13 protein-coding genes are annotated in these 18,798 nt (G+C 68.9%); 9 read left to right on the forward strand and 4 right to left on the reverse strand.

The genetic code is table 11. The features are described 5' to 3' along the window. Positions 1-361: 361 nt before the first annotated feature. From AHOG_RS15270 to AHOG_RS15285, 4 genes are all read right to left on the reverse strand, one after another. Positions 362-1,363 carry a Gfo/Idh/MocA family protein gene (locus AHOG_RS15270; protein ID WP_211290406.1) on the reverse strand — a complete coding sequence of 334 codons (1,002 nt, stop codon included), beginning with the start codon at positions 1,361-1,363 and terminating at the stop codon, positions 362-364. Then, positions 1,363-2,712, reverse strand: coding sequence for an NDP-hexose 2,3-dehydratase family protein (locus tag AHOG_RS15275; RefSeq protein WP_245856251.1), 1,350 nt, complete (start codon positions 2,710-2,712; stop codon positions 1,363-1,365). Before AHOG_RS15275 ends, AHOG_RS15270 begins: the two co-directional genes overlap by 1 nt. A gap of 176 nt (positions 2,713-2,888) precedes the next feature. Then, positions 2,889-4,199, reverse strand: a complete 1,311-nt coding sequence (locus tag AHOG_RS15280; RefSeq protein WP_093941956.1) for a glycosyltransferase — start codon at positions 4,197-4,199, stop codon at positions 2,889-2,891. 186 nt (positions 4,200-4,385) lie between these two features. Continuing rightward, complete coding sequence (locus AHOG_RS15285) at positions 4,386-5,606, reverse strand: cytochrome P450 (RefSeq protein WP_093941957.1); 1,221 nt, start codon at positions 5,604-5,606, stop codon at positions 4,386-4,388. A 368-nt stretch (positions 5,607-5,974) separates the two neighbouring features. On the opposite strand from AHOG_RS15285, the gene AHOG_RS15290 reads away from it, so the two are divergent. From AHOG_RS15290 to AHOG_RS15330, 9 genes are all read left to right on the forward strand, one after another. Further along, on the forward strand, positions 5,975-6,163 hold the full coding sequence (locus AHOG_RS15290) for a thiocillin/thiostrepton family thiazolyl peptide (protein ID WP_093941958.1): 189 nt from the start codon (positions 5,975-5,977) through the stop codon (positions 6,161-6,163). A 480-nt stretch (positions 6,164-6,643) separates the two neighbouring features. Next, positions 6,644-7,318 (forward strand): alpha/beta fold hydrolase, encoded by a 675-nt coding sequence (locus AHOG_RS15295; protein WP_169725865.1) that lies wholly within the window; start codon positions 6,644-6,646, stop codon positions 7,316-7,318. 18 nt (positions 7,319-7,336) lie between these two features. Beyond that, positions 7,337-9,961: a lantibiotic dehydratase gene (locus tag AHOG_RS15300; RefSeq protein WP_093941960.1), complete on the forward strand. Its 2,625-nt coding sequence runs from the start codon at positions 7,337-7,339 to the stop codon at positions 9,959-9,961. Further along, positions 9,954-10,976: a lantibiotic dehydratase C-terminal domain-containing protein gene (locus AHOG_RS15305; RefSeq protein ID WP_093941961.1), complete on the forward strand. Its 1,023-nt coding sequence runs from the start codon at positions 9,954-9,956 to the stop codon at positions 10,974-10,976. The genes AHOG_RS15300 and AHOG_RS15305 overlap by 8 nt, the downstream gene beginning before the upstream one ends. Next, positions 10,969-12,075 carry a lantibiotic dehydratase C-terminal domain-containing protein gene (locus AHOG_RS15310; RefSeq protein ID WP_093941962.1) on the forward strand — a complete coding sequence of 369 codons (1,107 nt, stop codon included), beginning with the start codon at positions 10,969-10,971 and terminating at the stop codon, positions 12,073-12,075. The genes AHOG_RS15305 and AHOG_RS15310 overlap by 8 nt, the downstream gene beginning before the upstream one ends. Next, positions 12,072-13,727: a SagB family peptide dehydrogenase gene (locus AHOG_RS15315; protein WP_093941963.1), complete on the forward strand. Its 1,656-nt coding sequence runs from the start codon at positions 12,072-12,074 to the stop codon at positions 13,725-13,727. Before AHOG_RS15310 ends, AHOG_RS15315 begins: the two co-directional genes overlap by 4 nt. After that, positions 13,724-15,520, forward strand: a complete 1,797-nt coding sequence (locus AHOG_RS15320) for a hypothetical protein (protein WP_093941964.1) — start codon at positions 13,724-13,726, stop codon at positions 15,518-15,520. Before AHOG_RS15315 ends, AHOG_RS15320 begins: the two co-directional genes overlap by 4 nt. Further along, on the forward strand, positions 15,517-17,424 hold the full coding sequence (locus AHOG_RS15325; protein ID WP_093941965.1) for a TOMM precursor leader peptide-binding protein: 1,908 nt from the start codon (positions 15,517-15,519) through the stop codon (positions 17,422-17,424). Before AHOG_RS15320 ends, AHOG_RS15325 begins: the two co-directional genes overlap by 4 nt. Then, on the forward strand, positions 17,402-18,793 hold the full coding sequence (locus AHOG_RS15330; RefSeq protein ID WP_093941966.1) for a cytochrome P450: 1,392 nt from the start codon (positions 17,402-17,404) through the stop codon (positions 18,791-18,793). Before AHOG_RS15325 ends, AHOG_RS15330 begins: the two co-directional genes overlap by 23 nt. Positions 18,794-18,798: the final 5 nt, after the last annotated feature.

The raw sequence follows: 18,798 nt of genomic DNA on the forward strand, positions 1-18,798 counted from the left end.
GATCGGTCGGCTGACCTCGACTTCGGTCCGACCCGGTCCCGGCCTGCCCGTGGTGGCGGCGCCTCTCGCGCACCCGTCCCACGCCACGGCCTGCGTGACCGGTGCCGATCGCCACGGCGACCGACCTGACGGTTCGCCACGTGGGCGCGGAGCGCATCGATGCTCTCGGCTCCGAACGACGTGTTGGGCGTCGGCCGGGGGATCAAGACGTCCCTGGTCGTGTCGAAGCCCTGGTATCGCCACGCGGTGCGTCCTCCTGACCCGGCGTCGCCGGATTCACCTTCGTGATCGCCCGGTCCCGCCCGTGAATCGCCGCCGATCACCAGCACGACACAGGCTTCGCGGTCGCGACGTGGCTCCCTCAGTCGGCGTCATCGACGGCCACCCGGATCGCGAGTCGGTTCACGGCCTCCACCAGACGCGCGGTCGCGACTGCCGCCTCATCCCACTCGCGTGATTCCACGTCCGCGCCTCGCCCAGACCGCACCGCGGCGGCGAAGGAGGCGATCCCGGCGTCCAACTGGTCCGCCGCAGGAAACGTGGACTCCTCGACGTGATCCTGTTCCTCGATTCGCACGCCCGGACGCCAGTCGGCGGTCGGTGTGAAAGCTCGGTCCACGATCAACCGGCCGGTCTCTCCCGCAAGCGAATAACGCGAGAAATAGGAGTGCTCCAGCCCGAAGTCGAGAGCGGCCAGCACACCGGCGGAGGAGACGAGCAGAACCTGCCCGGAGAGATCGACGCTCCGAGTCCGGTCCATGCGCAAGGTCGCCCCGGCCACGGCCACATCGTCTCCGAGGAAGTACTGCGCGAGCCGAAGCGGATACACCCCCAGGTCCGTCAACGCGCCGCCGCCCAGCTCCGCCGAGTAACGGATATCGCCGTCCGGCAGGGGCGGGATCCGGAAGGACGCGGTCAGGAACCGAGGAGCACCGACCCGCTTCTCGGCCAGCATCCCCCGTACCGCGTGATTCCGCGGATGGTGCGGGAACAGGAAGTTCTCCCGAAGCACCCGCCCAGCCACCCGCGCCAGGGCGACCAGCTCCCGGGCAGTCGACTCGGAGGTCGCCAGCGGCTTCTCGATCAGGACGTGGCGCCCGGAGGCGAGCACGGCACGCACCCATCGCTCGTGCGAGGCGGGCGGCTGTGCCAGGTAGACCGCGTCGATGTCGTCGCGGTCCAGCAACTCGACGTAGCCGGTCGGCACGCAGCCGAACCGGGCGGCGACCCGGGCCGCTGTGGCGTGGTCCCGACTCGCCACCGCCGTGACGGTGGTATTCGGGTTCGCCAGCAGTGCGGGGATCATCCTGCGCTGGGCGAAGGCACCACAACCCAGTACACCGAAGCGGATCGGCGAGCTCATCACAGCGACACCAGGCAGGCGATCAGCGTCCGTGCCTGCACATTGACGTAATGACTGTGTGTCAGCAGATCGCCCAGCTGACGCACGGTCAGCCAGTGGAATCCAGGCGGAGCCGCTGCCCCGATCTCCTCGTCGACCTCGATGATCAGATACCTGCTACGGGCGTGCAGGAACCGGCCGCCTTCCTCAGACAGCTCGGCATCGAAGCGGATCTTCTCGGGGCGGCCGGCCAACACCAGATCCAGGAGTGGCGGCGCGCTACCAGGAGGAAGCCGGGCGTAGCTGGTCGGCGTGCACTGCACGGTCGGGGCCAGTTCGATCACGTCGAGGCAGCCCGGCTCGACACGCGCCTGGACCAGAGCGTGCAGCACGCCTCCGAAGGAACGGACGAGCAGCGCACAGACTCCGATGCCGACGGGCTCGATGATCGGCTGCTGCCAGGCACGCACCTCCCGGCCCTCGGACTCGACGTCCAGCGCGACGACGTTGAAGAACACACCGAGCTCGTGGGCTATGGCATGCGATGAACGCTGCCATCGGGTGATCTCGTTCAACGGTACGAGCGTCGAGCCGAGTTCGTAGCGCGCGTGCATCTCGGTGACCCAGCTCAGGACCTCCGTCTCCGTGTGCAGGCCGTTCTCGTCGGCATCGCCGGAGCTGGCCAGCGACCGCTCGAAATCGGCCGGTACGGCGTCGCCCGGTCGTCCTGCCGCAGCAGCCGTGTCGCGGGTCAGACAGGACAGCACCGTGCGCGCGTCCATACTCACGAGGTTGTCGACTCGTAGCAGCTCGTACACCTGCCCGAGGGTGAGCCAGCGGAAGTCCTCGGTCGCCTCGACGTCGTCACCGACCTCGACGACCATGTTGCGATTGCGCTTCCGATAGAACCACGAGCCCTGTTCCGACTGGAGCACATCGGCGACGACGTGTCCGGGGTCGACGCCGATGAAGCATTCCAGGTAGGGAACCGCGGCACCGCCATGCACCCGCAGGTAGTTGCTCCTGGTGGCCTGCACGGTCGGTGCCAACTGCACCCCGTCGATGTTCCCCGGCTCGATCTTGGTCTGCATGAGGCAGTGCAGCAGGCCGTCGATCTCGCGCATCGCGATGCCCAGTACGCCGATCTCCGCCTGATGGATGATCGGCTGGCTCCACTCACGGACCGGTCCGAAGTCCGTCCGAACCCGCAGTCCCTCGACGGTGAAAAACCGACCCGAGACGTGTCCCAGGTTGCCGGTGTCGACGTCGAAGCTCCAATCGCTCATCGCCGTGAGTGGCAGCCGCCGCACCCGCTGTCGTCGCGCATGTCGACGTTCGACCACCCACGACATCACCTCCGCACTGGTCATGACTCCGTCACGTGCCGCGGCCGACTCCGCGATGCGCGACGGCATCACGGGGTGGCCGCGGCGCGGCCGTTCCACGGTGTCGTGCAGGATCGTCTCCTCTCAGGTGTGTCCTCGCGAGCGACGTGGAGTGGATCGAGCGGCCTCGTCATGATCTGTGAGCGACCATGCTCGGGCCGCTATCCGGTATGAGTCGCCGTCGCGTCGAACAGGTCGGTGAGCACCGTCGCGGCGACCCGTGCCCCGTCCTCGGCACGCACCAGCGTGCGCATCCTGGCGGCACGCTCGGCCATCGTCCGATCGGTGACGACCTGGCGGATGATCTCGGTCAGGACCGCCGCGTTCAGGTCACGCTGACGCACAGGTGCCGGACCGATCCCAAGCCGATGAACGCGATTCCCCCACAGTTCCTGCTCCCGATGCAGTGGGCAGGCTGCCTGTGGGACGCCCGCCGCCAGCGCCTCGTTCATCGCTCCGGCGGAGCCGGCGTGCACGACGGCCCGCATTCTCGGGAAGAGACGGTCATACGGCACCTCCTCGACGATCAGCACGTCCTCCGGTGGATCGTCGATCTCGATGCTGCCCCAGCCGGAGCTGACCACCGCACGAACTCCGGCCGCACGAACCGCCGCCACGACGGCGCGGCCGGTCTCGCGTGGATCGAGTCCGGCGAGACTCCCGAAGCCGATGAACACCGGCGGCTCGCCCGCGTCGAGGAATGCCGCGAGCGCGGGTGGCGGGGTCCACGAATCGCCGCCAGGCAACAGCCAGAACCCCGTGGTGTGCACTTCCGAGGGCCAGTCCGACGCGGGGGTGACGACGTGCCTGCTGAAGCCGTGCAACACGGTCACCCGCCCGCCGTCGGGCCTGCGCTGCATGTCATGACTTCGGGGTCGCGGCGGCAGCCCCAGGTCCTCCGAGCGCCACCGCGCCAACGTCCGCCGTTCGAGCCGGAGGAAGCGCAGCGGGACGTGACTCAGCCGGTTGAGCAGCCGGGGCAGCCGTGTGTCGAAGGGGAACAGTCCGCTGGGGTACTCCCAGCTGGGCACGATGAAGGGATGCAGCAGCGCGAGGACCGAGGGCACTCCGAGCTTCTCGGCGATCTGCCCTCCCTGATCGACGTACTCCTGTGAGTGCACCACGAGATCGACGTCACTGTCGGCCGCAGCGGCGGTGTCGGCCAGGATCTTCGGGAAGAGCCTGCGGAAATCGTCGTGCAGGCGAGTGCGGGCCCTGCGGCGCGCGTCCTTGTCGAGTGCCTTGCGCATGCCGCCCATCGCGAGGATGCGCCGCACATCCGGGTCTTCGAGGATACCCAGCCACTCGTCGTCTCGGCCCCGGAACTCGACGCCGTGTGCGGAGGCCAGCGTCTCGAACCTGGCGGGTGCCGACAGGATCGCCTCGTGGCCTGCGCGTCCGAGGGCGGCGGCGAGGGCGAGGTAGGGCTGCACGTCGCCGCGGGTGCCATAGGCATAGACCAGGATCTTCATCGACCTGAGGCCTCCTCAGGGTTCAGAGGGAGTGATACGGCCGGGCGAGTCCGATGGCTGCGCGGCGCGGAGGCCGGGACGCGGACGTGGCGACCCACCCGGTCATGAGGCTGGTCTTCACACGTGAGCACCTCGAGTACCCCCGATACGTGGAAAGGACGATTCCGACTCGCCGTCACCGATCGGTCACCACGACACCGGAAGTTCGAGCGGCCCGAGTTGCGCGAGGGCGGTGCGACGCGGCACGGACTCCGGCGGAACCTCTAGGCGCAACGTCGGCAACCGCTCGGCGATCGTCGTCAGGGCGACGGCCAGCTCGGCACGAGCCAGTGGAGCGCCCAGGCAGTGGTGACGTCCGTGCCCGAACGCCATATGCGGGTTCGGCGATCGGTCGAGGACGAGTCGATCCGCGGCCGCGAACACGTTCTCGTCATGGTTGGCCGACTCGAGCGACAGAATGAGAATCTCCCCCGCGTGCACCTTCTCCGTGCCGATCTCGACGTCCTCGGAGGCCACCCGTACGAAGCCGATGTCCGTCGGCGCGAGATGACGCAGAAGCTCCTCGATCGCGGCGGGCACGGCTTCGGGCCTGCTCCGCAGTGATCGGAGACGCTCGGGATCGGCGAGCAGCGCGAGAAGAGCGAGACCGAGGGTGTTGAAGGCGGGTTCGTAGGCGGCGATGATCAGGCCCGTGAGCTGAACGACGACGTCCGCGTCGTCGTCTATCTCGCCCGCGTCTCGAGCCTTGATCAGCCTGCTGACGACGTCGTCGCCGAGGTCGTCCCGGCGCGCTGCGATCAGCTCCTCCACGTGCCGACGCAGGCTGATCCGATTGATCAGCACGGGGTTGGTGTCCGGATTCGGATCCCATGAGGGCTCGCGGATCGCCTGGTGATCGAGTACCCACTGGGCGAAGTCGGGGCGGAGGTTCGGCGGCACGGCCAGGAGGTCCCAGATCACCCCCGTCGTGAACGGCACGACGAAGCAGGTGATGAGGTCCGCGGTCGATCGGGTCTCGACGAGTTCGTCGACCAGTCCTCGCGCGAGTGTCGTCATCGCGTCGCGACGTTGCTGGATCTGCGCGGCGGTGAACGCACCAGCCAGGACCCGGCGGAGACGGGTGTGATCGGGTGGATCGATGTTGAACAACGACCGCGTCGGATCGTCCCGAGGCTCGGGCATCTCGGCACCAGAGGTCACCGGCATCCGCGAACTGAAGCGGTCGTCACTGAGGATGGAGCGGACCGTCTCATAGCCGGTCACCAGCCACGCGTCGGTCCCATACGTGGTGGTGACCCTGGCCAGGGGATGGTGCTCACGCAGCCAGGCATACTCGAGGGCAGGAGTGTCGGCATCCTGTCGCCCGAACGGGTACACCAGGTCGTCCATACTGACGTCGGCCTTCATCGCGGCGACCTCCTCAAGGGGAAATTAACGGTGAAGTCTGCTTCCCGACCTTCCTGGGAAGTCGATGACAATCGCCTCGATCATTCGCGCCCGTGACGACACCGAGAGCGTCCAGCAAAAGACAGGACGCCCTCTCACCATCATTCAATAAGTTGTCGAAAATATGCGGAAGTAACACTGCAACCGCACCGTAAAAGTCAAGCTACACGCCTAATCGGGGCCTCGCAAGGGGTCGCTTAGCCGTCAGGAAATCAACGCTTGACGACCCGGAGAGACCTGTGGTTCCATCGGGACGGACCACACCTTTGTGGGTCTCCTTCAGTAGGTGTAATCGCGGCCGCAAGTCGCGCTCACCAGGTGAAAGGAAAATGATGAACGCTAATTCCGTGGCCAGTGTCGACGTCGGCATCGAGGGCCTCACGGGCCTCGACGTCGACACTCTCGAAATCGGTGACTACCTGGACGAGACCGTTCTGGACACCACCGACCTGACCGAGACGATGACCTCGTCGTCGTCCTGCACGACGTGCATCTGCACCTGCAGCTGCAGCTCGTGACGTCGGTTCCGGTCCTGATCTAGCAGTGTAGGCGCGTCTGTCCTGCACATGGTCGCTCTCCGGGGCGAGGCCGTGCGGTATGTGGTTGATCCTCGGAGAGCGACTCCGGGCGAGTACGGTGTTCCACGGCGCGCCGACGACGGCAGGCGACTGCCCTCGGCGAGATCAGCACGTCGTATACCGACCGCTGCGGTCACGGAGCACGCACCATACAACCAGGCAGGCAACCTGGTCGGCCCATTCCTGGACCGCCGTACGACGTCCAGGAATCATCGTGACAAACCCGACTCGACACCGAACCGCGTCGTATCTTCGACCGACAAACGCGGCAGCCGACAGGTAGATCCACCTCAGTTCGACTTCTCCCGTTCAGCCTGCGAAGGGAATCCTAGAATGGGTTGCCCCCTGGTTCTCGTACCGGGACTGATGGGTACGGTGAATGAACATTACGGCCCATGTCGACCCTGGTGGACACACCCGGTGATCGGGCTGGAACTGCCGGGACACGAATCGGACGACATACCCGAGCATCCGATGCGGACGGCGGTGGAGCGCGTTCGAGAGGCAGTGCTCGACCGGCCGGAGCCCCCGCTGCTGGTCGGACTGTCCTACCTGGGGGCCGCGGTGGTGCTGCGTGCCGCGGCCGGACTCGGCGCCGCGGTTCGAGGCGTAGTCGTGTCGGGCTACTCCTTCACCGTCGACCAGACGACCTTGCGCCGTTGGCTCACCGGCTTCACCCGCATGGCACAGACACAGCCCCGCAGCGCCGCCCACTTCGCCGCGCTGCACGGGCCCCGCTGGCCCCGGCTGTTGAGCGCGACGCTCGACGAACTCGGGGACGGGTGTCTGGCGCTCCCCGACCGCGACGACCTGGCTCGACTGGAGAGCCCGGTCATGCTGGTCAACGGCGCGCTGCTGGAGAACGAACGCCGTGCCGTCGAACCCGCGTCGCGGGCAGGCGCCGACGTGGCCGTCGTCGCGGGCGCGGGCCACGTGGTTCCACAGGACAGTCCCAGAACCTTCGCCGCCCTGATCGAGGAGTTCACCGTCCGCATCGACGAGAGGCGGACAGTGTTCCATCACCGCCGACAGACATCGGATCAGGCGCGGGTGCCGTGGTCGTCGGATGCCGAGCGCGATTCGGCGTCGGCCTGACCGCGAAAGGAGACGTCCATGCCCCGCGCGGCTGACACGAACCTGCGAATCGCCGGACACGGTGTCACCCGGGTCTGCAGTCTGCCGGCGTCCGTGTTGGAGCGGCTGCGATCTCGCACACTCACGGACCTCGCCGACGAGCTGCGCTCGCTCGACGAACACTGGGCTCGATCGGCCCCGGCCGCGGCCGCGGCCCTGACCGCCCTGGTTCCCGTGATCGTCGACCGCCGTCGCCGCGCGAGTGTTCTCGCTCTGCGCCGACGTCTCAACCGGGCGCTGCCGGTCGAAGGCGCTGACATCTCGCGCGCGCTGGACCACGGCGTGGAGCCGCCGTGGCTCCAGGAACTGACGAGTCTCGCCGACAGGCGGTCGGTGCTGCGCGAACGCTTCGTCGCCGTGTACGACGAGTCGTGGGCGGACGAACGGCAAGCCCTCGCCGAGCTCGGCGGCCTCCACGAGATCCGGGCCAGCGCACAGCTCACCTCCGACGGGCTGCTCCGCAACATCGACCGCTACAGAGCCGAGGTCGACGCGGGTCGGGGCCATGACAAGCGATCCCGCACGACGGAGGCGACCCTGGTCAACCTGATCAGCAGGAGTGCGCTCAAGCCGTCTCCGTTCGGACAGCTCGTTCATGTTCGGCCGGTCGAGATCCTGACTGAGACGCCGGCGCCTCAGCCGGCCGATCTCGCGGTCGCCCCGATCGTCCACTCGGTATGTCGACTGCCTCGGCAGCTGGTGGAGTGGGTTCATCGCAGCGTCGCGGCCCATCCGATGTCACGCGAGCAGACGGTGCTTCGGCGCGCGCCCGTCGTGGCGCTGTCCGCCGAGGTCGGTTCGTTCTTCGTCCGCGGCCGGGACGGCACGAACCAGCCTGCCGCCAGAGAGCGCATCGTGCGAGTCCGGCGTGGGGCCGTCCTCGATGTGATCCTGGCCGAGCCGGAGGGCGCTCCGATCTCGGAGACCGTCCTGCGCCGCCGAGTCGAGGAGTTCGACGACGGTCCGGACGTCCTCGATCAGCTCATCGACGACGACGTGCTCGCCCGCGATCTCGGCATCGACGAGCAGGACCCCGATCCGATGTCGACGCTGGTCGAACGACTGACGCCGGAGGCGCCCGCAGAGCTGCGTGAACCCCTGACCGCGCTGCTCCACGCGGAGAAGACCTTCGGGCGAGGAACGCCCGAAGACCGAGTCAGGCTGCTGAAGGACATCCAGCGCAGGACGACGGAGGTGGCGCTGGCATGCCGAGTCGCCGAGCCGCCCCTCAGCGTCGCACGGACTCTGATCTACGACGACGGAGTGGTGACACGACCACTCGTCGAGTCCGCCGCGCGATGGACCCCGCACTCGCCCGCGCTGACCGCACTGCATCGCCTGGTTCCGTTGTTCGACGATGACGCGCATGTACGGGCCATCGTCGCCGAGGTCGTCACGGAGCTGTTCGGCTCTGGTCCACACCGACTGCTCCCGCTCTACACCGCGTTGTCCGCGCCCAAGGCCAGGGCCGCGCTGGGCACTCGGCTTCTCGACCTGAGCGCTCCAGTGCCCACCGCGCTGCGTGCCATCCAAGACCGAGTACTCGCCGAAGCGCCCTACGACACGGACGCCGACGAGGTGACGATCGGGATCGAACGACTCACCGCCCTTTCCGAGCAGGCGCCGTCCTGGGTCTCGTCGTGGCCGAGGGTGAGTTGGAACCTGCAACGCGGGAGCGTCATGGGGCGAGAGCGACTCGTGGTGAACGCCGGAGCCATCGGCTACGGCCGGGCGATGTCCCGATTCCTGACCTCCTTCGCCGCCGCCGAGCCGACATCGGCTCGGATCGTGGAGTCGATGCGCGCGGAGTTGACCGCAGAGGACGACCCCGCCTCGCCGCTGACGGACCTGGCAGGTGTGCTCGGGATCAACGGGAACGTGCATCCCGCCCTGCTCCCCCGGCACCTCGGCTATCCGTGCGGAACCTCAGGCGGCTGGTCCGGAGATCGTGTATCCCTGGAGGACTGCTGGGTGAGGACGAACGACGGAACGTTGGAGCTCTGGCAGGGCCGAGACGGCAGGAGACTGCGGCTCATTCCGCTGAACTTCCTGCTCAACGATCTGGCGCCGCAGCTCTATCGGTTCCTCGGCTTCTTCGCGATGGGGAGTCTCGCCAACTTCTCGTGGTGGGATCGAGTCGACCAGCGGCGGCCCGACCGTGCCGGAATCCGTCGCTATCCGAGAGTCCGGGTCGGCGACGTCATCCTGGACCGTCGCACCTGGAAGATTCCGCGGACTGAGCTTCCCGACCAGACCGGGCCTGACCGTGCGAGGTCCCACCTGGAGATCAGGCGGTGGCAGCACGCCAACGGCCTGCCTGATCAGGTCTTCTATCGGCAGCTCACCCTGCCGGACCCGATGGTGCCGATGGACGTCGGCGAGAACGGCGTCCCGTCCGGCCCCGTCCGATTCCCGACCGCAGCGGAGCGCAAGCCCGTACTGCTCGACTTCACCAGTGTCACCGGTGTCGCCGCCTGGCAGCGCGCACTGCGCAAGGTCCACGCCGACATGACCTTCCAAGAGTGCCTGCCACTGCCTGCGGAGTCGCCGACGGAACACGTCAACGAATACGTGGTGGAGACGATCGGAGGACGCCATGTCTGAAGACGAACTCGTCTGGCTGTCGGCCCACGTCTTCTACCATGCGGACTCCGACCCGTTGCTCACGGACCTGCTGCTCCCGCTGATCCGGCGACTGCGAGACGAGGGCTCGGCACGTCGGGCCTTCTTCCTCCGGCACTGGGAGCAGGGGCCGCACGTACGGGTTCGTCTCCAGGTCCCGCTCCGTCAAGCCGAGCGGATCCGGACCGAGTTCCAGCGATCGGTGCTGGGTCATCTCGCCGAGCATCCCGGGCCCGCAGACGTCGACCCGGAACGGCTGGGCAGATCCCTCGGCCGACTGGCGACGTTGGAGACCGGTGTCTCCGACCCGGCGGCATCGGCCCGAATCCTGCCGCCGAACTCGCTGCACTGGATCGACTACGAGCCCGAGTTCGCCAAGTACGGCGGGCCGAAGGGCATCGCCGTCGCCGAGGACGTCTTCGATTCCAGCACGGTGGTCAGCGACCACATCCTGCGTGGTGTCGACAGCGACCGTGCGCGACTGGGCGTCGCGCTGCAACTACTGCTGCTCGGTACCAGGGCGTTGGGGCTCGACGACGACGGCCGTGCGATCTTCCTCCGGCACTATCAGGAACGATGGGTCGGCTATCTCCCGGACCGCGAACGTCTCTTCGCGGCGTGGGACGAGCAGTACCGGCATCAGGAATCGGCCTATCGCACCCTCGCCGACGCGATCGCCGACGGCCTCGACGTGGGCCGGGGCGTCGGCCGTGAATGGGAGCGGCTGATTCACGAGGCCGTCTGTCGGGTTCGCCCGCTGGTGGCCTCGGGCGAGGTGTGGCCCGCGGAGGTGGACCGGTCGGCCCCCGCGTTCGTCGCGGAGGCCGCGCTCGTCTGCCAGTACACGCACACCACGAACAATCGGATCAACGTCCGGCCGCAGGGCGAGTGCTTCGTGGCCTACCTGGCCTGGCGGGCCGTACTCGGCCGTCTGGGCATCGATCCGAAGCAGATCACAGTCGGTGTCACAGGAAACGGGGTAAGCGTCGATGGCTGACGAGACCAGTGAACAGCTGACCGTCAACGTCCCCTGGGCGGTGCAGGAAGATCTGCTGCTCGACGTCGCGGCGCCGTTGCTCGACACGTCGGTCGAACTCGGCGAGTCGGCGTCGTGGTTCTATCTTCGGGAGAATCAACGGGGTAACGCCTATCTGCGGCTGGTCGTCCGCACTCGGAGCCCTTCGGTGTTACCGAGACTCAAGGCACACATCGTCGAACAGGTCGGCACCGCGGCGAGGTCGGACGAGGTCTTCCGGTTCCACGACTACAACTACGAGCACAGTTGGCTGGGCGGTCCCGGCGGCGTGGACATGATGCATTCGTTCTGGGCTGAGACGACCCCGCTCGCACTGGAGTCGCTCCGAGCGACCCGGGGTGACACGACACGTCGGCTGGCGCTGGCCTTCGACCTGCTCGTCGCCAACGGCGCGCTGCTGGCTCCTCGGCTGCCTGGACGGCTGGGTGAGATGGGGTTCCGAGCGGGGTATGTGTCCTACCTCGCCACCTTCGAGGGCTATCTGCTGCTCATTCGTGACCCCGAGTCGGCACGGGCCAGGTACGCCAGGAGATTCGAGCTCAATCGCGACCTGCTCCGCGCACGGACGCGGGAGATCATCGAGGTGATGGACGAGCCGGTTCCCGACTTCGACCGGCTGCCGAACCTGGCCGCCCGGTGGGTGCGGACGATGAACGGCTACCTGCCCGCGATCCAGGAGGGCTTCGACGAGGGCCGGCTGTTCCTCTACGCCAATCCCCGCAACAAGGAGCTGGCCAGGCTCGCGCCGTCGCCGGACGGCCTCTACCGACGGCCCGACGTGCCGTGGCTCGCCGATGCTCCCGTACCACCCGTCGCCGGAATCCACCGCGCCATCGCAGACAACCCTTATTTCCAGGGAATGATCCGAGAGGACCGACGGTTCCTCGCATCACGCCTCGCGCAGGGATACACGAACTGGCATCTTTACCGTCTGGGTTTCACCCTCGCTGACCGGTACACGCTGTTCTATCTGGTGGCACGCAGTTTCGAAGAGGAGTTCGACCTCGACGCCGTCGCGTTGATCCGGTCGGTCAAGCCCGAACCCGAGTCGGCGCGATGAGGGATCCGCTGCCGTTCGACGCCGTCGAGGTGGACCGCTTCGTACAGCGGCTCCGCGGCACCTTCGACGAGGTGTATCCCGACCGATGGAGCATCGACTGGTCCGCGATTCCCAGTCCCTTCCGCTGGTATGAGAGCCCTGTTCGGATCGACCTGCCGCCGCTGCCGCGAGCCGCGGCACTCGGCGATGCCGTCACGACGTCGGGCCGGACGGGCGGCAGGCTCAACCAGCTGGGCGCGATCCTCCAGGCCTCCTACGGGGTGAGCGGTGTCCGCTGGTATCCGGAGGGGATCGCCAAGAGCAGCCCTGACGAGCCGAAGCCGGTGCACCGCGAGCCGCACTACCAACTTCGCCGACCGGTGCCCTCCGGAGGGGTGACCTTCCCGGTGGAGTGCTACGTGCTGTCCGGATCGACGGCCGATCTGCCGGCAGGCAGGTATCACTACGACGCGACCCGACACGCGCTCGTGCCTCTGTCCGCACCGAACGACCCGTACGAGGGATCGCGGGCCGATATGCCGGCGGTGCGTCACAGCGGAATCCGGCTGCTGCTCACCGCGCCGCTGTGGAAGAACTACTTCAAGTACAGCGACTTCTCCTACCGGCTCGCCGCATTGGACTCGGGCACCGTGGTGGGGCAGTACGCGCTCGTCGCCCACCGCTGGGGCTGGGGATGCAGGGTGTCCTTCGACGCCGACGAGCGAGCCGTCTTGGCCGAGCTGGGTCTGGACGCACGTCAGGAGGCGGTGATCGCCGTACTCGACGTCGACCCGCCCTCGGCCGAACCGGCGACGACCCGCCGTTCCCAGCCGGGACGAGTCCCGACGGCCGACCTGACGGCGTGGCGAGGCGCGGCGGGAGGCCCGCCGCCGCAGGCGGGCGCCTCCCGGATGCACGCCGCCACACTGACCGCCGACAGAGGCACCGGACTGCCGGTCGACCTGCCCGCACTGCCCGACCCGGATCCGCAGGACACGCGCGTCTCGGGCTCGGAGCTGATCACCCTGCCCGATGTCGGGGCCGTCGACGTCCCGTCGGTTGCCGAATCCTGGTCCCGTACGGCACTGGGCGAGCAGCTCCGTTCCACTCCACTGCCGTCGGCAGCCGTCGCGCGCTGGCTCGTCCAGGCCGCGGCTCCGTTGAACGCGGATCTTCCCGGCGCGGAGACCGGGCTGGACCATGTCCGCTGTGTCCTGCTGATCCGCGCGGTCGAGGGACTTCGCCCGGGTGCCTACCTGTCCACCGCACACGGGCGGTCACTCATGCGCCTCGCCGAGGGCGAGTTCGGCGCCGTGGTGGGTGCCGCGATGTTCGGCCAGTACATGAACCTCGTACAGGCACCGCTGGTCGTGGCGTTGGTCGGTGCGGCCGATCCTCAACTCGGCAGAAACGGTGCGTTGGCCTACCGCGTTCAGCATCACGTCGCAGGCGTGATCGCTCAACGGCTGCTCGTGGCCGCAGCCTCCGACGGAGTCACCGGACATCCGGTGCTCGGCTTCACCAGCGCGACGCTGGACCGACCGACCGGTGTGGAAGCACTCGGCTGGACGTCGCTGCTACTCATGCCGTTCGGCCTGTACCGCCGGGCGCTGTACCTGGAATCCAGTCTGAATCCCCTTGCCGTGCCGAGCGCAGCCGAGGTCGACCGATGACAGAGCCCCTGCTCCGACTACGTGCCGACGCATACTACGTTCCCGTCGCCGACGGGGTGTGGATCCGCACCACCGACGGGTCCTTCCGCCTGCGAGGTCGCACCGTCGCGACCTGGGTGGAGAGGCTCGCGCCGCTGCTGGACCGGGGTGTCGCTCCGGACAGACTGCTGGCGTCGCTGCCCACGGAGCAGGCCGGGTTCGTGCGGACTCTGCTGAGCGCGCTGGAACGGCACGGGGTAGTGCGCCGAGAAGACCCTGAGGCGGCCCCCATACCGGTGGACGTCGAGCGAGCGTTCCCACAGCAGGTGGAGTTCCTCCGCCATCTCGTGGCCGATCCCGGAGCCGCGATGACGGCGGTACGCGCCTGTCCCGTGTCCGTGGCGGGACCGGTGGAACGGGCCGCTCCACTCGCGGCGATCCTCCTGGAGTCCGGTTTCGGCGACGTGTCCCTGCTCGATGCCGAGCCGACAGCGGAGTTGTCGAACCTGCCCGAGGCCCTCGGCGTTCCAGCGCGGGTCCGCCGGGCGACACGCGATGTCGGAGCCCATGTGCTCGGGGTGTTCGCCGACGGCGAGGACGCCACCGCGCTCCGCGTCGCCGAGACGGCGCTGGCCGAGGGGCGAGGAAGCTGGCTCGGGCTCACCCGCGGCCAGGCCATGCTGCTCAAGGCCCAGATTCCCGGTTCGGACGCCGCCTGCATACGTTGTGCCTGGCGGCGCCTCGTGCACGCCGCGACAGCCCTCCCCTGTGCACCGGGACTGGGCCCGGTTCCGGTGTCCATCGCGGGCGCGGTCCTCGTCCACGATCTGTTCCGCCACGTCAGCGGTGCCGTCGGCGCCGGAAGGCCCCCGGAATCCGAAGGCGTGGTCGTCGATCTGACGCGCCTGAGCATCTGGCGTCAGCCGGTGGACGTCGATCCGACCTGCGATCTCCTCGGCACCGCCGGACACGTCGGAGTCACCGCCCCCGCACACGACGAAGCCTCCGGGAGCGCGCCGACATCGGACCCGGCGGACTGGGGCGGTGTGCTGGCCGAGCGGCTCCTCAGTGCCTCCTGCTTCGGGCCGGTGGCCGCCTGCTCTCCGGAAGATCTTCCACAGCTCCCGCTCGCCTCGGCCCGTCTCCGAGTGAACCGCCCCGGGCGCGTCGAACCAGCCGCCTCGGTCGCGGACGTCCTGGTCGTCGGTGAGAACATGCCGGACGTCCGCCGCGAAGCCGGGCTGCTCAGTCTGGAGGCGGTGCTCGGTGTCGCCCGCCACGGTGCTTCGGTCGGTGCGGGGCGTGACAAGTCCGAAGCGCTGGCACGAGCGATCCGTTCCTGGGCACAAGACGTCGAGCTGACCGGCTGGGCAGACCCCGACCCCGCCGAGGAGCCCGAGGCCGCCGCCGCTGAGGCGGACGTGCGGAGGCTCCGCGAACTCACAGAGTCGGAAGACCTCTCCGTCCGGTTGGAGCGGCACCCCGCCGGGCTGTGGCGGGCACGAGTCGGTGCGACCGCACCGGTGGTCGACGTCGCCGCGCGGCCCGCGATCGAGGCCGCGCTGCTGCTGGCCGTCGCCCGCAGGACGCCGCCTGCCGAAGGCGAGCCCGCGACGCCGTTGTCGCCTGCCGTCTCGACGTACTCGGCGGACACTGAAGCCCTCCTTCACACGCTCAACCTGCACTGCTCGCCCCTGGCGCCGCCGCCGTCGGCTGCCGACATCGTCACCGCGGTGGAGGTCGGCGTCGCGACGCCTGCCTTCGGCGGCGGTGCGACGGCCGCCGTCTCCGAACACCGGGGCGCCGAGCGATGACCGGGCTCACGACCGAGTCCGAGCCTCGTGCGGTCGGTGACACCGGCCTGGCCGCGGCGCTGCATGCGCTCCTGGGGGAAGCGGTGACACCGTATCCTCAGGACGGCACGGGCCTGGTGCTGCTGGTGGACGACCGCTGGGACGCCGATCTCCGTGCGCTGCCCGTGCCCTCCGGTCCGGTGCTGCCCGTGCACGGCGTCGGGGGACGGCTGGTTCTCGGTCCGCTCGTGGAGCCGGGCCGCCCCGGCTGCCCGCAGTGCCTGGCGTTGCGAGTCCGCGGGACAGGACGTCCCGAGTGGACCGGCCGATCCGCCGAGCCGTTGACGGCGCTGTCCGCCAGATTCACACCGTGGTGGCCCGCGGCCGCCGTACCCCTGGTGGCTGCGCTCGTGCGAGACGAGGCAGGCAGGATCTCCTCAGGGAAGGAACCACGCAGCCGCGACGCCGCGTTCGCGTTGAACATCCGAACCCTCGCTGGCCGCTGGCATCCGGTCGTCCCGCACGTCCGCTGCTCCTCGCCGTCGTGTCGCGACGCCGCCCGAGAGTCGCCGCCGCCGTTGCCGGACCTCACTCGCCGGCTGCCCGCGAGCACGTCCGGCGGCACCCGCCGATTCGACCTCGCGCACCATCGTTCGCGGATGCAGGACGTCTACCTCGACTCGTGGTCCGGGTTGGTGACCGCACCGAGCCTCGCGGGCGAGGCAGCGCTGCCTGCGGTACAGGCTTCGGTCCCGACCGAGTGGGGCTTCCACGAGATCGCGATCGGGCACTCGAACAACTTCGCCGACGCGCGAACCGCCGCCGTGCTGGAGGGCCTGGAACGGTATGCGGGCTGGCACTGCGCGGGGCGCGGTCCCGCCGCCGTCGCGACGTTCGCCGACCTGGACGACGCCGTCGACCCGAGAAGGCTGCTCCTGCACGAGGACGAGGCATACGGCGATCCGACGTTCGAGTACGTGCCCTTTCATCCCGATACCCGCGTGGCCTGGGCACGGGCGCACGTCGTGTCCTCGGGCAGGCCGGTGCTGGTGCCGTTCCACGTCGCCTACTACGGAGCCACCCGAGATCCCGACGCCGGACCGTCCTTCGTCTACGAGAACTCCAACGGCTGCGCCGTCGGGGCCGGTCCGGAGGAGGCGCTGCTCGCCTGTCTGCTCGAACTGGTCGAGCGGGATGCCTTCCTCCGTGCCTGGTACTCCCGAACTCCGCTCCCCGAGCTGCCGCTGACCGACTTCGAGGGTGCGACGGCACAGGCCCTGCGAGCGCTGCGGCTGCGGCTCGGCAGAACGCTCCGTGCCTTTCTCGCCCGCGGCGAACTCGGTCTGCCCGTGGTGCTGCTCGTCTCGCTGTCCGACGAGCAGGCCGAACCGGCCACGTTGATCACGGCGGGCTGCGGCCTCGACGTCGAGAGAGCACTTCTCGGTGCGGTGCACGAAATGGCGACCTCAGGACCTGCTATAGCGGCGAACTACCGACAGCGCCGTGACGAGCTTGAACCGATGGCGGCCGCCCCGCAGCTGGTAAGGCACATGACCGACCACGCGCTCGCCGCCGCATTGCCCGCTCAGCGTGAGCGGTTCGCGTTCCTCCTCGATCCGGCCGCGGCGCCCGACCCGGTCCGACCGGTGCACCGTCCGCGTGGCGATGTGGCCGCGGATCTCGCGGTGCTTCTCACCGCTGCGGAGAAGACCGGGCATGAGGTGATCGTGGTCGATCACACGACACCGGAGCTGCGTGGCGCCGGGCTCACCGCTCTCAAGGCCGTGGTCCCCGGACTCGCGCCGATGACCTTCGGTCACCCGCATCGACGGATGCCCAGCCCGGCGAGCATCACCGAGTTCCGCCGTCGACATGGAGCCTCGATCACCTCGGAGGTGCGTCATGACCCGCATCCCTTCCCCTGAAGGCACGACTGAGGCGCCGCCGGGCGCCGAGCCGCTGCCCGGCGGACTCGGCTGGCTGGTCTCCGATCGGGCGTTGGCGGTGCGGCTGCTGTCCCACGAAGGTCTCGGCGTCGTCGAGGCAGGGCCGGTGATGGCCGCTCTCGCCGATCGACTCCCGCCTGACCTTCAGGCGACGGCCGAAGACCTGGGTGACTTCGCGTCGCGAATCATGCTGCAGGCCGCTCCCGAGCGCCACCGGGTGCTGCGAAGGGCGTTCGGCCGTTTCTTCACCGCCGACGCCGTCGACGCAATGGTTCCCGGGATGCGCGCCGACGCCGAGCGGGTGGTGGGCACGCTGGCCGCGGCGGGCGGCGGAGACTTCATGACAGCGGTGGCCTTCCCGTACGCGGCGGCCGTGGCGTCTCGCCTGCTCGGCCTTCCCACCGCAGACTTCCTGCGGCTGCACCGGCTCAGTCAACGGCTGGCGGTGGTCGCCTACGCGCTGCGCTCCCAGGACCCGGCGGACACCCTTCGTGAGGGCCACGACGCGCTGACTCGGATGCGTGCCCTGATCCGTGAGGCTCGGGCGACGGCCCCGCGCGACACCGTTCTCGCCGAGTGGCGTGACTCCGGCATCAGCGGGCTGTCCGACGCCGACGCCGAGGCCAACGTGGTGATGCTGGTGCAGGCCTCGCTGGAGACGGTCGCCGGAATGATCGGCAACGGCGCGGTGCGGATCCTCGGCGCCCCGGGGACCCTGGCCGATCCGGTGTCGACGGCGACGGCGATCGACGAGGCGGTGCGCCACGAGCCGCCCCTGAAGACGCTGGAACGTGTCGCCCGATCGTCGATCAACGTGGACGGGCATCTGCTCCGCGCGGGCCAGATCGTGTCCGTCCGCGTCGCGGCGGCGAACTCTGGCGGGGACGCCGCCGGAACAGCGGTTCTCTCCTACGGCTGGGGGCTGTATCGCTGTCTCGGGGCTCGGATGGCCCGCGCCGAGGCGTTGGCGCTGTTCGATGCGCTCCGTGCCGTCGCACCCGGTGTGACGGCGACCGACACCAGGGTGGAACGGGTGCGTCACATCCGATTCGACATGCCGCGCCGACTCCCTCTGAACTGTCCCGCCCCGGGGCGGGTCGGCCCGGAGCCGCCCGCCGCGGAGATCTCCCCCACCGACACGTCGCCTGCACGCACGGCCGCCGCCACCGTGGCGACCGCGCTGGAGAGCGCCTTGGAGGAACACGACCGTGACCGACCGTTGACCTCACTCGAGCGCGAGGTCGCCGCGGTCGTCCTCACCGAGCACGGGGTCACGTTGCCTGAGCCGCTCCGACGGCCGAAGACGATCAGGGGGTGGGTGGCATGGGTGGAGAACCCGCATGGCTGACATGC

Source organism: Actinoalloteichus hoggarensis (assembly GCF_002234535.1).
Classification (GTDB): domain Bacteria; phylum Actinomycetota; class Actinomycetes; order Mycobacteriales; family Pseudonocardiaceae; genus Actinoalloteichus_A; species Actinoalloteichus_A hoggarensis.

Bases quoted from the DNA above. Each gene is read 5' to 3' on its own strand.
- AHOG_RS15305 (WP_093941961.1), top strand. From the start codon at position 9,954: ATGTCTGAAGACGAACTCGTCTGGCTGTCGGCCCACGTCTTCTACCAT.
- AHOG_RS15310 (WP_093941962.1), top strand. From the start codon at position 10,969: ATGGCTGACGAGACCAGTGAACAGCTGACCGTCAACGTCCCCTGGGCG.
- AHOG_RS15320 (WP_093941964.1), top strand. From the start codon at position 13,724: ATGACAGAGCCCCTGCTCCGACTACGTGCCGACGCATACTACGTTCCC.
- AHOG_RS15315 (WP_093941963.1), top strand. From the start codon at position 12,072: ATGAGGGATCCGCTGCCGTTCGACGCCGTCGAGGTGGACCGCTTCGTA.
- AHOG_RS15290 (WP_093941958.1), top strand. From the start codon at position 5,975: ATGATGAACGCTAATTCCGTGGCCAGTGTCGACGTCGGCATCGAGGGC.
- AHOG_RS15275 (WP_245856251.1), bottom strand. From the start codon at position 2,712: ATGACCAGTGCGGAGGTGATGTCGTGGGTGGTCGAACGTCGACATGCG.
- AHOG_RS15280 (WP_093941956.1), bottom strand. From the start codon at position 4,199: ATGAAGATCCTGGTCTATGCCTATGGCACCCGCGGCGACGTGCAGCCC.
- AHOG_RS15270 (WP_211290406.1), bottom strand. From the start codon at position 1,363: ATGAGCTCGCCGATCCGCTTCGGTGTACTGGGTTGTGGTGCCTTCGCC.
- AHOG_RS15300 (WP_093941960.1), top strand. From the start codon at position 7,337: ATGCCCCGCGCGGCTGACACGAACCTGCGAATCGCCGGACACGGTGTC.
- AHOG_RS15325 (WP_093941965.1), top strand. From the start codon at position 15,517: ATGACCGGGCTCACGACCGAGTCCGAGCCTCGTGCGGTCGGTGACACC.
- AHOG_RS15285 (WP_093941957.1), bottom strand. From the start codon at position 5,606: ATGAAGGCCGACGTCAGTATGGACGACCTGGTGTACCCGTTCGGGCGA.
- AHOG_RS15330 (WP_093941966.1), top strand. From the start codon at position 17,402: ATGACCCGCATCCCTTCCCCTGAAGGCACGACTGAGGCGCCGCCGGGC.